Below are 14867 nucleotides of genomic sequence, written 5' to 3'. Positions count from 1 at the left end.
CGGACCCATCATCATGTTCGCCAAGCTCGAAAGCATCGAAGCCAAATATCTGGAACTGGAGAGGGAACTCTCCTCCCCCGACGCCGTCTCCGACCAGGAGCGCTACCGCAAGCTCACCAAGGCCCACGCTGACCTGGGCGACGTGGTGGCGGTCTACCGCCGCTTCAAGAAGCTGCGCGAGGACATGGAGGAGAACACCCTCCTGCTGGAAGACTCCGACCCCGACATGCGCGAGCTGGCCAAGGCCGAGATCGCGGCCATCGAGGAGGAGACCCCGAGGCTCGAGGAGGAGCTGAAGCTCCTGCTGCTGCCCAAGGACCCACTCGACGAGAAGAACATCCTCCTGGAAATCCGCGCCGGTACCGGCGGCGAGGAAGCCGCCCTCTTCGCGGCGGACCTCTTCCGCATGTACATGCGCTACGCCGAGCGCAAGCGCTGGAAGATGGAGATCATGAGTGAATCTCCCTCGGACACCGGAGGCTACAAGGAAATCATCGCCAGCATCTCCGGCGAGAAGGTCTACAGCCGCCTGAAGTACGAGTCCGGCACGCACCGCGTGCAGCGCGTGCCCGCCACCGAATCCCAGGGACGCATCCACACCTCGGCCGCCACCGTGGCCGTGCTGCCCGAGGCCGACGAGGTGGACGTGCAGCTGGACCCCAACGAGCTGCGCGTGGATGTGTACCGCTCCAGCGGCCCCGGCGGACAGAGCGTGAACACCACCGACTCTGCCGTGCGCGTCACGCACATTCCGTCGGGCCTGGTGGTCATCTGCCAGGACGAAAAGAGCCAGCACAAGAACAGGGCCAAGGCCATGAAGGTGCTTCTCTCGCGCCTTCTGCACCTGGAGCAGGAGAAGCAGCGCCTGGTGGTGGAGGCCAACCGCCGCCAGCAGGTGGGCTCGGGCGACCGCTCGGAGCGCATCCGCACCTACAACTTCCCCCAGGGCCGCATGACCGACCACCGCATCAACTACACCATGCACAACCTGGACAAGATCCTGGATGGCGACATCGAGGACATGATGAACGCCCTGACCAACCACTACCAGACCGAGGCGCTCAAGAACCAGGCCGACAACGCCTGATCGGACCGCCAGGCCGGGTGCCCCTTTCGGGAATCTCAAGCGCCCGGAGAGCAGATGATGCTCTCCGGGCGCTTTTCTTTTGTCGCAGGGTCACAGCTCCGCAATAGCATTTCGTTCACAATATCAGAGTCATTCAGGCGGAATTTTTGCTCAATATACCCTCTTGAAATACTGGACAAAGAGCGTACGCTCCAGACCGTTTTAGAATAGCCTTGCATTTTCCTAATTTTACCGAGCTGTTGTCTTCGGGCATCAACCCGCCTTGGGTCTTGAGGAGGGAGTTTTGGACACTGAGATACGTTCCGGGCGCGGGCAGGCACTCTGGCCCGTGCCCAAGTTGTTCAAGGTATTGCGCCGGGGCCTTTCGCCTCGCGATTTGAGCCGGGACGTCCTGGCTGGCCTCACCGTGGGCGTGGTGGCCCTGCCGCTGGCCCTGGCCTTCGCCATCGCCTCCCACGTGCCGCCCGAGCGGGGGCTCTTCACGGCCATCGTGGCCGGTTTCATCATCTCCTTCATGGGCGGATCGCGCTTCGCCGTGGGCGGCCCAACCGGAGCCTTCGTGGTCATCATCGCGGGCGTGGTGGACCGTCACGGTTACCAGGGGCTGGTGATGACCACGCTGCTGGCGGGCGGCATGCTGGTGATCATGGGGCTTGCGCGCCTGGGAAAGCTCATCAAGTTCATTCCGTATCCGGTCACCACCGGGTTCACCAGCGGCATCGCCGTGCTCATCTTCTTCAGCCAGCTCACCGACTTCCTGGGCATGAAGATCACCCAGGTGCCTGCCGAGTTCATCCCCAAGCTGTCGGTGCTGGGCTCCTCCCTGGACAGGGTGGACCCGGCCACGGCGGGAGTGGGGTTGGTGTCTCTGGGTGCGATACTGCTGGCGCGGCGCTTCTTCCCGGTCATCCCGGCGCCGGTGTTCGGCGTGGCCGTGGGCGCGGTGACGGCTGCGGCCTTCATGCTGCCGGTGGACACCATAGGCACGCGGTTCGGGGGCATCCCAAGCTCGCTCCCCGCTTTCGTGCCTCCCACGTTGGACTGGGCCTCCATCAAGGCCCTGATGCCCGACGCAATGACCATCGCCCTGCTGGCGGGCATCGAATCCCTGTTGTGCTGCGTGGTGGCCGACGGCATGACCGGCGACCGGCACGACTCCTCGGCGGAGCTGGTGGCCCAGGGCACAGCCAACATCGCCTCGGTGCTCTTTGGCGGCATTCCGGCCACGGGGGCCATCGCCCGCACCGTGACCAGCATCAAGGCCGGGGCCGTCTCCCCCATCGCGGGCTGCGTCCACGCCCTGGTGCTGGTGGCCTTCGTGCTGGTGGCCGCGCCGGTGGCCTCGGCCATCCCCCTGGCCAGCCTTGCCGCAGTGCTCTTGGTGGTGGCCTACGACATGAGCGAATACCGCAGGTTCGCCCGGCTGCTGAAAGCGCCCCGCTCGGACGTGGCCGTGCTGGTGACCACCTTCGCCCTGACGGTGCTGATCGACCTGACCGTGGCCGTGTACGTGGGCGTGTTGCTGGCCTCGCTGCTGTTCATGCGCCGCATGAGCGAGATGACCGAGATCGGCGTGTGCAGGCTGCCCGCCAGCGACAACCTGGACGAGGCGGTGCGCATGTCCGACATCTCGGCGGGCGGCGAGGATTCCAATTACGCCAAGGATTCCTGCGCCATACCTACGGAAAAGTCAGCCATTGACGACGACATCCAGGTCTATGAAATCGATGGCCCGTTCTTCTTCGGCATTGCAGACCGCTTCCAGGACATCCTGGACATCGTCTCCAGAAAGCCGCGCGTGTTCATCCTGGACGTGACCCACGCCCAGACAATCGATTCCACCGGAATCAACGCGCTGGAAGGGTTCGTCAAGAAGTGCAAAACGCGCGGGATCGAGCTGTACCTTGCCGGGAACAGAGGGCATTTCATGGCCACCCTGCAACGGTTCGGGACCGACAGCCTCATCGGCTGGGACCATATCGTGGATTCCGTGGCCGAGGCTGTTCTGATCGCTTCCTATAAAAAAGACGCTCCGGTAAAATAGCCTGGAGAGAACAGCGGGGCCGGAATTTCCGGCCCCAAGGCCGCTCATGGGGCAGCAGACGCGCAGGCCGCACCGTCCCTGACGCTTTACATCATTCCCAAGCCATGCCAAAGATTCGCGTGCGTATGTAATATAATGAAGTTTGGGGACGATTTTGCAGTATTATTCACCGCTTGACCACTGCAACATCCCTGTCATCCGGGCCAGGGCCGCATGGTGGTTGTTCGGCTGCCTCCTGGCTGCATGGGCATACCTTGCCGCGCCGCACTCCGCCTGGGCGCAGTCCGGCTTTACTCCCCGTTTCCAGCACTTCGGCGTCGAGGAAGGCCTGTCCCAGTCCTCGGCGGTCTGCCTGGCCCAGGACCGCTCCGGCTTCCTGTGGGTGGGCACCTATGCGGGCCTGAACCGCTACGACGGCTACACCTTCAAGCTCTACACCTCCGACCTCAGCAAACCCGGCTCCCTGGCCGACGCCAACATCCGCGCCCTGACCGTGGACGCGTCCGGCGCGCTGTGGGTGGGCACGCGAAGCGGCGGGCTGTCGCGCTATGACGCGCTCACGGATTCCTTCGCCAACTATCTCCACGTTCCCTCCAACCCGTCGAGCATCCCGAGCAACGAGGTGAACGCCGTCCACCAGGACTCCCAGGGCGTCATCCGCGTGGGAACAGCCGCCGGAATGGCGGTGTTCGACAAGTCCAGCGGCGTGTTCACCCGCATTCCCGTGTCCCAGCCCCAGACCAAAGGCCCCACCGAGATCGTGTCCGTGACCGAGGACGACAAGGGGCAGATCTGGGCCGCCTCGCGCAAGCTGGTGTTCCGGCTGGACACCGAGACGGGGTCGCTCGTCTCCATCGTGAACGAGAAGATGGCCAAGGACATCATAAACGCCCAGATCAACCAGATCTATTGCGAGGGGCGCAACATCCTGTGGATCGTGAGCGACGTTGCCGGGCTTTTCCGGCTCAACCTCGCCACCGGCGCGGTGGAGCCGCACATGGCCTCCACGGGCGTGTTCAAGCTCATGCTGGACAGATGGGGCACGCTCTGGGCCGCCACGGCGGCGGGCCTTGCTCGTCTGGTGGAAAACGGGTCCGGAAGAAAGTTCGAGGTCTTCAGCCACAACCCCTACGACCCCGACTCCATCGGCCAGAACGACGTCATATCGCTTCTGGAGGATTCCTCCGGCATCCTCTGGGCCGGAACATACTCCGGCGGCCTGAACAAGCTGATCCCCGGCTCGCGCTGGTTCGCTTCCTACCGGCACATTCCGGGGGACCAGGAGAGCCTGCCGGGCAAGGAAGTGAGCGCGGTGCACCTGGGGCGCGACGGCAGCCTGTGGGTGGGAACACGCTACGCGGGCCTTGCCCGCTTGGACCGCACCAGGAAGGTGGTCGAACGCTTCCGCCACGATCCCCGCGATCCCGCCAGTCTCGCCGAGGACCAGATCAACTGCGTCATGGAGGACTCCCGTGGGCGCATCTGGGTGGGCACGGTGGAGTCGGGCATCAGCGTCCTGGACAGAGAGAGCGGCGCTTTCACCCATTATGTGCACGACCCCCGCAATCCCCAGAGCATAAGCCAGGACAAGATCTGGTGGATCTTCGAGGACCGCGACGGGATCATCTGGGCCGGGACCAGCAAGGGCGGCCTGAACCGCCTGGACCCGCAGACCGGAAAGGTCACGCGTTACCTGAACGACCCCAAGAACCCGGAAAGCATAAGCCACGACCGGGTCCGCCACATCATCCAGACGCGCGACGGGGCGCTCTGGCTGGGCACCAACGCGGGCCTGAACCGCTTCGACCCGTCCACGAAGATTTTCGAGCACTGGCGCCACGACCCCACAAACCCCCAGAGCCTCTCCAACGACCGGGTGACCCCCATCGTCGAGGACCCCTCCGGCATCCTCTGGGTGGGAACGGACAACGGCCTGAACCGCTTCGACCCGGTCACCAGGATTTCCACGCGCTATGGCGAGCGCGACGGGCTGGCCGACGACGGCATCCAGGGCATGGCCATGGACGAGAAGGGCTACCTCTGGATGAGCACCTTCAAGGGCATCTCCCGCATGAACCCCGCCACCGGCGAGATACGCAACTATTCCCGCCGCGACGGCCTGGTCGGCGTGGAATTCTACATGAACGCCTTTCACAAGGGCGCCACCGGGGAGATGTTCTTCGGCGGTTTTTCCGGCGTGAACTCCTTCTTCCCCAAGGACGTCCTGCCCAACAAGCACCCCCCCGACGCGGCCCTGACCGAGCTTCGCGTCAACAACCAGCCCAGACCGTTGAAAGCTGGCGGCAAGCCCGCAGACGTGGTGCTGACGCCCAGCGCCCAGACGGTCACCTTCGAGTTCACGTCCATGGACTTCACGAACCCGGCGAAGAACCGCTACGCCTATCAGCTGCTGGGCTTCGACCAGGACTGGGTGGAAAGCGGCACGACGCGCCGGGCCACCTACACCAACCTCGACCCCGGCGACTACGTGTTCCTGGTGAAGGCCACCAACGACGAGGGCGTGTGGAGCCGCACTCCGCTGACCGTCACCATGACGGTGGTCCCTCCCTACTGGCGGACCATGTGGTTCAAGGGCGTGGCGGCCCTTCTGGTCCTGGCCGGATTGTACGGAATTTATTCCATGCGGCTCTCAGCCCTCAAGGCGCGCCGCAAGGAGCTTGAGGAAACCGTTGACCGCCAGACCGCGTCGCTGCGTGTCGAGATCGAGGAGCGCGTCAAGGCCGAGGCCGAACTGCGCGACAGCCAGCAGAGCTTCCAGGCCATCTTCCAGTACAGCCCGGTGGCCGTGGCCATCTCCTCCCTGCGCGACAACAGCATCCTTCAGGTGAACAAGGCATTCTGTTCGCTCACGGGCTTCTCCGCCGAGGAGATCCTGGGGCGCAGTGCGGCGGAGCTTGGCCTGTGGGTGGACCGCGAAAAGCGCCAGAAACTCCTGGACGAAGTGCAGAAGAGCCGTGTGGTGCTGAACCGCGAGCTGGACATGCGCGCGCGTTCCGGAACCATCATGCACGTTTTGTCCTCGGCGGCGCTCATCGACGTGTTTGGCGAGGCAAGCGTGCTCTGGCTGGTGTCGGACATCACCGACCGCAAGAAGCTGGAGTTCGACCTCATCGACGCGCGCGAGAAGGCCGAGGCCGCAAGCCAGGCCAAGAGCGACTTCCTGGCCAACATCAGCCACGAAATCCGTTCGCCCATGAACGCCATCCTGGGCCTGACCGAAATCTCACTGCGCCAGAACCCGCCGGAGAAGCTGCGCGGCAACCTGGACAAGATAATCTCCGCAAGCCACGTGCTGCTGGGCGTCATCAACGACCTTTTGGACCTCTCCAAGATCGAGGCGGGCCGCATGGAGCTGTGCCCCGTGTCCTTCAGCCTGAAAAAGGTCCTGGACCGCCTGGGGGACATCTTCTCCGCCAAGGCCGGGGAAAAAGGCCTCGCCTTCTCCATCGACATCCAGGACGGCATGCCGACCGCCCTCATAGGCGACAGCCTGCGCCTGGAGCAGGTGCTCATCAATCTGGTGGGCAATGCCGTCAAGTTCACCAGCCAGGGCGCTGTGCGCGTGACGGTCGGCTTCGCCCAGGCCAATCCAGGCGTGGTGATGCTGTCGTTCTCCATCAGCGACACCGGCATCGGCATGACCCCGGAGCAGCGGTCGTACATCTTCAACCCGTTCGTCCAGGCGGAAAGCTCCACGTCGCGCCGCTTCGGCGGCACGGGGCTCGGGCTCTCCATCGTACGTCGGCTTGTGGACATCATGCAGGGCGAGATCACCGTGAAGAGCGAGCCCGGCGCGGGCAGCGAATTCTCCTTCACCGCCCCCTTCGAGCTGGACGTCTCCGAGTCCGGGCACCCTGAGCGCGCCGCCGAAGAGGACGAGCGCCTGAAGGGTGTGCGCGTGCTGGTGGTGGACGACAACTCCCTCAACAGGGAGCTCACCGCCGAACTGCTCAAAATGGCCGGGATGCTGCCGCAGGTGGCCGAGAGCGGGGCCGAGGCGCTGGAAATGCTTGGCCGCGAGGAGTTCGACGTGGCCCTGCTGGACGTGCAGATGCCCGTGATGGACGGCTACGAGCTGGCACGCGCCATCCGGGGCCGCGACGGCGCGAACCCCATCCTCCTGCTGGCGCTCACGGCCCGCGCCATGTCCGGAGACCAGGAGCGCTGCCTGGAGGCAGGCATGGACGGCTATCTCACCAAGCCGGTCATGCCCGAGATACTCTTTTCAACCATCCGCAAGAAGCTGGGGCAGGGCAGGGCGCAAACAGCCTGACGCGCTCCGGCGCACCCCCGGCGCAAGCCAGAAAACGCTTGGAATCCCGACTTGCCGGGGGTAGGATAGCTTCCAGGAATGACCAAACAGCCCACTGTCCGAGACATCCTCCAGAAGACCGAAACCTACCTGCGCGAGAAGAACGTCGATTCCCCGCGTCTGTCGGCCCAGATGATCCTGGCCCACGGCCTCGGGCTCGACCGCATGGGCCTGTTTCTGGACATGGACCGGCCCCTTCAGGCCTCGGAGCTGGACGCTGTGCGCCCGCTGGCCGCCCGGCGCGGCCGTGGCGAACCCGTGGCCTACATCGTGGGCGAGCGCGAGTTCTTCAGTCTGGCCTTCGAGGTCACCCCCGACGTGCTCATCCCCAGGCCCGAGACCGAGCTGATCGTGGAGGAGGCCATCCGCCTCTTCCCCGGCGACGCCGAGATGGCCGTGGCCGATCTGGGCACCGGATCGGGCTGCCTGGCCGTCACCCTGGCCACCCGTTTCCCGTCCGCGCGCGTCACCGCCCTGGACCTGAGCCCTGGCGCGCTGGCCGTGGCCCGGCGCAATGCCGCCCGGCACAACGTGGCCGAGCGCATGGAATTTCTGGAGGCCACCTTTTCGGAGCTTCCGCCAGTGTCCGGAGGCTACGGCCTCATCGTGTCCAATCCTCCCTACGTCAGCCAGGCAGAGTACGAGGCCCTCTCGCCGGAGGTGGCCTCCTTCGAGCCCAAGTCCGCGCTGGTGCCGGTGCCTGGGCAGGACGGGCTGGAAGCCTACCCTGCGGTGGTCGCCGCCGCCTTCAAACGGCTGGCTCCTGGCGGCGTGCTGATGCTGGAGATCGGCTGGAAGCAGGGCCAGGACGTGAAGCACCTGCTGGAGGCCACGGAGTTCGGGTTCGAGGCTGTGGCCGTGCTGCCCGACCTCGCCGGGCTGGACCGGGTGGTCATCGGCAGGAAGCCGGACTGACCGGAGATATTTTGCCGGGTGCGGGACCTTCCGCACACCGCACTGTGATCGTCCTTCTGTCGCGGACGCCCGGGTCGAGTTGACGCCGTCTGCCCCTGTCGTCCGGCGCAGCCTTCCCCGTCTCCGTCCGCCTTTGAGGAGTTGCCATGCTGGAAGTGGTGGTCTTTTTGTGCGGCGCGGTGGTCATGGTCATCGAGCTGGCGGCCACGCGGGTGCTCGCGCCGTTTCTCGGCACGTCCACCGTGGTCTGGACCAGCATCATCGGCGTCATCCTGGGCGCGCTGTCCCTGGGGTACTGGTGGGGCGGACGCCTCGCCGACCGCCATCCCAATCCCAAGGCCCTCTCCCTGATCATCCTCGGCGCAGCGGTCTGCACGGCGCTCATCGGCTTTTCCCGCTCCTTCGTGGTGGAGATGATCCAGGCGTCCGGCGCTGGCCTGCACGCCGGGTCGCTCCAGGCGGTGCTGCTGCTTTTCGCCCCGGCGGCCACACTGCTCGGCATGGTGGCCCCCTTTGCCGCGCGCATCCGCATGACCGACCCCGAACGCGCGGGCAGCACCGTGGGCCGCCTGTACGCCCTGTCCACGATGGGCAGCATCGTGGGCACCTTCGCGGGCGGCTTCTTCCTGATCGCCTGGTTCGGCAGCGCGGCCATCCTTTTCCTGATGGCCGGGGTGCTGGCCCTGGCCTCCATCCTGTGCCACGTAGGCAGCTGGCCCCTGAAGGCCGGGCTGGCCGGGGTGTTCGTGGCCCTGTACCTGCTTGCGGCCTCCGACGCGCGCTCGTTGGCTGCCAGCGGGATCGTCGACGTGGACACGCCCTATCAGCGGGTGCTGGTCTATCCCTCGCGCGATTTCACCACGGGCAGGGACATGCTGGCCATGAGCACCGGGCCGGAGGGCGTGCAGGGCGGCGTCTACCCCGACGATCCCCAGGCCCTGGCCCTCAACTACACGCGCTATCTGACCCTGGCCTCGCACTTCGCGCCGGACATGCGCCGGGTGCTGGTGCTTGGCGGGGGAGCCTACGCCTTCCCGAAATACGTGCTGGGCAAACACCCGCAGGCGCGCGTGGACGTGGTGGAGCTCGATCCCGGCATCACGGAACTGGCCCGCGCGCACTTCTTCCTGCCGGACGACCCTCGCCTGAACGTGCGCCATGAGGACGCCCGGACGTTCCTGAACGCCAACACCGGGCGCTACGACGCCATCGTGGTGGACGTGTTCAACTCCCACGCGTCCATCCCCTTCCATCTGGCCACCCTGGAGACCGCCCGGCGTCTGGCCGCAGCACTGGACGACGACGGCGTGCTGCTGGTGAACACCATCACCGCGCTGGAAGGCCCGCGTTCCAGGCTTTACAAATCCTTTTACGCCACATACGCACGGGTCTTCCCGCAGGTACACCCCGTCAGGACCTGGAGCCCCGGCTTGAAGACCGACATGCAGAACGTCCTGCTGGTCTGCTTCAAGAGCCCCGCGCCGCGCCCCTGGATAAGCCCGGACGAGTCCGCGCAGGCGCGCCTGGACCAGCGCCAGCCCGCGCCGGAGCTGGACGGAGCCCTTGTCCTGACTGACGACTATGCACCTGTTGAACGCTATCTAACCGGTTGGTGACACACATGAACGAGACTGATTCCTGCCCCTGCGGCTCCGAACTGGCCTACGGCGACTGCTGCGGCCCCATCGTGACCGGCGTGCGCCTCGCACCCACGGCCGAGGCGCTCATGCGCTCGCGCTACACCGCCTACGCCATCGGCGACATGGCCCACCTGAAACGCTCCCTGGACCAGCGCTGGCAGTCCTCCTTCGACGAGGACGGCGCGCGCGAGTGGTCCGAGAAGGCCAACTGGCAGGGGCTGGCCGTGCTCTCCACCAAGGCCGGAGGCCCTGGAGACGAGGAGGGCGAGGTCGAATTCGTGGCCAGCTTCGAGATGGACGGCGAAGTGCAGCAGATGCGCGAGCGCGCCCGCTTCCGCAAGAAGGGCGGCGAGTGGCGCTATGTGGACGGCAAGGTGAAGTCCACCAAGGAGCCCGTGGTGGCGTCCGGCCCCAAGGTGGGCCGCAACGATCCCTGCCCCTGCGGCAGCGGCAAGAAGTTCAAGAAGTGCTGCGGCTAGAAACTATTTTCAGGTTTTTTGAAATAGTCGTTGACACCCAGGGGCCCCCGGCGTAAACCCTCTTTCTCAGCAACGCGGGGTGGAGCAGACCGGTAGCTCATCGGGCTCATAACCCGAAGATCGTGGGTTCAAATCCCACCCCCGCAACCAGAGAAATCAAGGGCTTACGGAATAAACACCGTAGGCCCTTTTTCTTGTTGGTACCCTATTGGTACCCAGAGGAAATTAAGGGGGCAACAACTCGCCCATCTCACAGTTTCCTCAATAAGAGTCCACGCTCTACGAGATGGTAGTTAAACTAGGGGGATCAAGCTCAGTGTTGGGACTAATCTTCATCGAGATTGAAGAACTCAAAGACGAATTAACCCCAAGGTGAGCTCTCACCCAGAAGTCTCACAGCTGCGAGGTTTGACAGCTAAACGGGATTGCCAATCAACCTGTGCTTGACGCCCCCTCCCGATATGAGCCAAATCCCTTATGGGCTTCTGCATCATCGGCAATTTCGACCGGATGGGAGGGAGATAGGTAGCAGGTGCCTCTAACGATAATCCCTACCCAAAGATTAATGGTGAATGATACGGTAATGTTTCTTTGGATTTCATGGCTATGTCTACGCGGTTAGTTGTCTATGTCTGTCTGCACTTGTAGGTGGGTGATGAGATATTTTGGCTCAAAAACATCTGTAGTAGAGCAGATTTATAGCGTAGTCTCAGGAAAGATTCCATCGGGGTCTTTTTGTGATCCGTTTGGTGGGATAGGAACTGTAGGGTCGTATTTTAAACAAAAGGGATATGCGGTCATTACAGGGGATATTCTTGAGTTTGCACATACCTATCAAGTCGCCAAGATTGAGCAAGACAGCTGTCCGACATTTGAAAGGCTTAAATCAGTTTTAAAAATTTCGAATGAAATGGAAATTACAGATTATTTAAATGCAGTAAAGCCTGTGACCGGCTGGTTGACAAGAGAATATGGGGTACAAAGGAAGTTTTTTACAAAATATAATGCTAGGCGCATTGATGCATGCTATATAAAGATTTTGAACTGGAAAAAGAAAGGGCTGCTTACAAAGTATGAGTATTCGACTCTGATAGCATCATTGATTAATAGTGTGGATAAAGTTGCAAATACGGCCGGAACATACTATGCATTTCTAAAGTCCTGGCACAGAAAGGCAAGCAATCCATTTTGTTTTGAATTGATTACACCGAGCATCGGTGCATCGGGGTGTCGTTCCTACCGCATGGATGCAAGTGCTATGGTCAAGGCATATAGTTCAGATATATTGTACCTCGATCCACCGTATAATGGAAGGTCATACGCGCGATATTATCATCTCCCAGAAACGATTGCACTGGGATTGCAGCCCGCTGTGACCGGTTTGTCAGGAATGCCTGTCTATGATTTTCGCAGATCTAAATTTAACAGCGCCAGAAGTGCTACGAAAGCGTTAGAAGATTTATTGAAATTTTCTAAGTTTAGGGTGCTTGTATTTCATTATTCCGATGACGGTTTTATAAGCCCTATGGATGCAAAAAAAATACTTCAACTCCATGGTCTAGTCACTGAATTTGAAATCAATGCGACCGGATATACAAGCACGAAACGATCTCGGTCTGTAAAGCATAGGATGTACTTGGTTGAAAATTCCTAAAGAACTACCTAGTTGGGACCGGTTGACTCCAGAAGATGCACGGCCTTTTGGTCGCATACGTCTTATAGCAGCGGATCTTGATGGAACCCTTGTTCAGCAAGGAGCATCTGACATATTTAATGTAATTGCAAAGTTGCGCAGTAGCCTTGCTCACTCAAGGTATGATGTCGGAGTAACAATTGCTACAGGCAGAGCTTTTTCAGGTGTTGCGAATCTTGTGTCGAAAATAGGAATTCCTCGTGGAATGCCCATGGTCCTTTATAATGGAAGTGTGGTTTTGCGCTGTGGAACAACAAAGATTATACAGCATAAATCAATTGATCGTAGAGTGGTGAGAGAGGTATTGGGTGTTCTAGGTCAAACACAAGTCACTGTTCTTGTATATTATTTTTTGAGCCCTTCAGATTTATTTATTAGTCCGTTTGATTTTCAGGAGAAAGTGTGCGGTTGGACAAAATGTTCTCAATTTAAGAATGAATTTAATGGACTTCCAGTTGATTGGCGCAAGGACTTGAATGATTTGCCAAATCTTAATGCTTCAGCAATATTAATTCATAGTGAATGTCTCGATGTACTTAAAGCTGCACGCGATTCCCTTGTTTCTTTCAAAGAGATATCTATAACTTTTAGCGGGGGGAAACATATTGAAATCCGACCTCACGGTTCAAATAAAGCCAGTGCCCTTGTTTCAGTTGCAAAAGTATTGGGACTCTCTAGGGATGAAGTTCTTGCATTAGGGGATAATGATAATGATGCTGAAATGCTTGAATGGGCTGGCATAGGTGTTTGTGTAGGACATTCATCTGATGAAGCCGTAAGTCATAGTGATTATAAGTGTAAGTATAATGTTGAAAAAGGTGCCATAGAAGTCCTACGTGTTGTTCGGCAAGCGAGGAGGTATTTTCGTGAAGATAATACATGTTCACGGAGGGAAAATTTGTCATGATTGAGACTACTTGGTTTAAGACAATTGAAAGCAACGTTGCAGAATCTCATGATTATTTGATTTCAAATGATGAGTTTTATGAAATGTGTACCAGTATTTTACAGGATACAAATTGCCCACTGGATGGTTTTATTTGTGAAATCAATACCTCTGGTTTTCCTGTAATAGTTTCAGGATCACCTGGAGATGGTGAGTCTAAGAGCTCTAAGAATGTTCCATTGGGAGTTGGAGGAAGAACTAGTTGTACAATAAAATTGTGGCCAAAGAATGAAATTGAACCTGAAATTTTGTCTGAAGTTTTGGATGAGTGTACTAATGAATTGTTAAAGCTTGTAAAGGCGTTTTGGAAGCCAGATTTACGCGATGACAAGTCAAATTTACCTTCTTTGCACATGCCACAAGCAAAATCTTTTTTGAATAAAACGATATCTAGGTATTTGCACAAAGAGTTAGCTGTTGCCTTTTTCTATATTGATTTAGATAAATTCAAGGAAATAAATGATAAATATGGCCATGCTGTCGGTGACATACTGATTTATCATATGTCTGGTTTGATTGCGCATGCAGCAGAAAGAAATGGAATTGCTCTTCATGTTGGCGGTGACGAATATTCTTTTTTGCTTCCTATAAAGCATGCAGATGAGTCGTTATTGGTTGCATATGAATTGTATAGGTCGGCAAAGGATAGTCCATTTTTTGAACAATCTACGGGAGATAATATTCAACTTTCATTTTCGATTGGCATTGCAATTTGCAGTAATATCAATTCTTTTCGTGATCATGTTGTGTTGTACACTGTTGCTGAAAAAGCAGTTAAATCTAACGGTAATAAAATTCGTGGGACTGCCAGGATTTCTAGTAGTAGCAGTGACTCTTTAATGGAAAATGCAAATAACGTACATTCACGTGATGTTGCTTTTGCCGTTTCAAAAAGTCAAATCCTTTCGTTGCGGCCTTTTCATAGCCCATGGCTTAACGTTGTATCGCAAATTGTTGCTAAAAATGTGCTGAGTTGGAAGAGAATTGATAAAAGTTTGACTGGATTAATCCTAGATATCAATGCGTGGGTTAAGCCAGAATTTGTTGATACTCATTTATGTGCTTATGCTGACAGTGATCAACAACATTTTAAGCCGCAAATGAGCAAGTTCGATTTTCTAGTTGCTATAGCGCATGGATTGTTTAGGGCTTATGTTGGTGATAGTTCTTTTATTACATCAGGTTCTGAACTCATTGTTCACTATAATGACACATGGTCCTCTGTTGCGTTATCGTTAGAGCCTGATAAGATAGATATCTTTCAAGTTGACCCCGTCTCTGGGATGGATCATTCCTTCAAACTTGGGTCATTTTGGACTTGTAATGGCGAATGCTCCTCAGGTGATGTCAATGGTGCTATAGCCATTTTGATCAAGGTTGTCATTGACCGCCCTAATGGAGCCACCCATGTCCGCCCCTAATGGAGCCACTTGGATCAGCGTTTCCGGGCTTCGGACGTGTTAAACATCTAGTTGTTTTCCCCTGCACCGGCAACGCAGTTTTTGATCATGGCCTCTTCCCTGGAGCTTCGGAAACTTCGACCTTCGAGGACCACCTTGTATGCTCCGTGCCGCAAGCGATCCAGGGTCGCGGCCCCCAAGAGCTTGTTGTTGAAGGCTTCTCCCCATTCGGAGAAGTCCAGATTGCTGGTGATGATCGTCGGGCACCGCTCGTACCGCTCCGCGATCAGATCATGGAAATCCTCATCCTCTGAGGTCTTGAAGGGTTTC

10 protein-coding genes and 1 tRNA gene are annotated in these 14867 nt (G+C 58.6%); 10 read left to right on the top strand and 1 reads right to left on the bottom strand.

Annotated elements, in window-relative coordinates; all coding sequences use genetic code 11:
- Positions 1-13: 13 nt before the first annotated feature.
- The 10 genes from prfA to G453_RS27330 all read left to right on the top strand — a co-directional run bounded on the left by prfA (position 14) and on the right by G453_RS27330 (position 14558).
- On the top strand, positions 14-1087 hold the full coding sequence (gene prfA / locus G453_RS0115120) for a peptide chain release factor 1 (protein ID WP_027191724.1): 1074 nt from the start codon (positions 14-16) through the stop codon (positions 1085-1087).
- Between the two features lie 283 nt (positions 1088-1370).
- The gene (locus tag G453_RS0115115; RefSeq protein WP_235731771.1) at positions 1371-3131 is read left to right on the top strand and encodes a SulP family inorganic anion transporter; all 1761 of its coding nucleotides are present in this window, start codon (positions 1371-1373) and stop codon (positions 3129-3131) included.
- A 154-nt stretch (positions 3132-3285) separates the two neighbouring features.
- The gene (locus tag G453_RS24430) at positions 3286-7425 is read left to right on the top strand and encodes a two-component regulator propeller domain-containing protein (protein WP_169725347.1); all 4140 of its coding nucleotides are present in this window, start codon (positions 3286-3288) and stop codon (positions 7423-7425) included.
- Between the two features lie 78 nt (positions 7426-7503).
- On the top strand, positions 7504-8379 hold the full coding sequence (gene prmC / locus G453_RS0115105) for a peptide chain release factor N(5)-glutamine methyltransferase (RefSeq protein WP_027191722.1): 876 nt from the start codon (positions 7504-7506) through the stop codon (positions 8377-8379).
- A gap of 146 nt (positions 8380-8525) precedes the next feature.
- Positions 8526-9995: a fused MFS/spermidine synthase gene (locus G453_RS0115100; RefSeq protein ID WP_027191721.1), complete on the top strand. Its 1470-nt coding sequence runs from the start codon at positions 8526-8528 to the stop codon at positions 9993-9995.
- 5 nt (positions 9996-10000) lie between these two features.
- Positions 10001-10498, top strand: a complete 498-nt coding sequence (locus G453_RS0115095; protein ID WP_027191720.1) for a YchJ family protein — start codon at positions 10001-10003, stop codon at positions 10496-10498.
- A gap of 73 nt (positions 10499-10571) precedes the next feature.
- A tRNA-Met gene (locus G453_RS0115090) sits at positions 10572-10648 on the top strand.
- A gap of 505 nt (positions 10649-11153) precedes the next feature.
- Positions 11154-12152: a DNA adenine methylase gene (locus G453_RS27340; protein ID WP_169725346.1), complete on the top strand. Its 999-nt coding sequence runs from the start codon at positions 11154-11156 to the stop codon at positions 12150-12152.
- The gene (locus tag G453_RS27335; RefSeq protein WP_169725345.1) at positions 12139-13098 is read left to right on the top strand and encodes an HAD-IIB family hydrolase; all 960 of its coding nucleotides are present in this window, start codon (positions 12139-12141) and stop codon (positions 13096-13098) included. The genes G453_RS27340 and G453_RS27335 overlap by 14 nt, the downstream gene beginning before the upstream one ends.
- Positions 13095-14558 (top strand): GGDEF domain-containing protein, encoded by a 1464-nt coding sequence (locus G453_RS27330; protein WP_169725344.1) that lies wholly within the window; start codon positions 13095-13097, stop codon positions 14556-14558. The genes G453_RS27335 and G453_RS27330 overlap by 4 nt, the downstream gene beginning before the upstream one ends.
- A 47-nt stretch (positions 14559-14605) precedes the next feature.
- Here the strand turns inward: G453_RS27330 and G453_RS0115080 are convergent.
- A partial coding sequence (locus tag G453_RS0115080; RefSeq protein ID WP_027191719.1) for an ATP-binding protein occupies positions 14606-14867 on the bottom strand: 262 nt, incomplete at its 5' end.

The organism is Fundidesulfovibrio putealis DSM 16056, assembly GCF_000429325.1.
In the GTDB taxonomy this organism is placed as follows: Bacteria; Desulfobacterota; Desulfovibrionia; order Desulfovibrionales; family Desulfovibrionaceae; genus Fundidesulfovibrio; species Fundidesulfovibrio putealis.
The sequence above is the reverse complement of the archived record's forward strand: the minus strand, read 5'-3'. Positions and strand labels throughout refer to the sequence as shown.

Bases quoted from the DNA above. Each gene is read 5' to 3' on its own strand.
- prfA (WP_027191724.1), top strand. From the start codon at position 14: ATGTTCGCCAAGCTCGAAAGCATCGAAGCCAAATATCTGGAACTGGAG.
- prmC (WP_027191722.1), top strand. From the start codon at position 7,504: ATGACCAAACAGCCCACTGTCCGAGACATCCTCCAGAAGACCGAAACC.
- G453_RS0115100 (WP_027191721.1), top strand. From the start codon at position 8,526: ATGCTGGAAGTGGTGGTCTTTTTGTGCGGCGCGGTGGTCATGGTCATC.
- G453_RS0115095 (WP_027191720.1), top strand. From the start codon at position 10,001: ATGAACGAGACTGATTCCTGCCCCTGCGGCTCCGAACTGGCCTACGGC.
- G453_RS27340 (WP_169725346.1), top strand. From the start codon at position 11,154: ATGAGATATTTTGGCTCAAAAACATCTGTAGTAGAGCAGATTTATAGC.
- G453_RS27330 (WP_169725344.1), top strand. From the start codon at position 13,095: ATGATTGAGACTACTTGGTTTAAGACAATTGAAAGCAACGTTGCAGAA.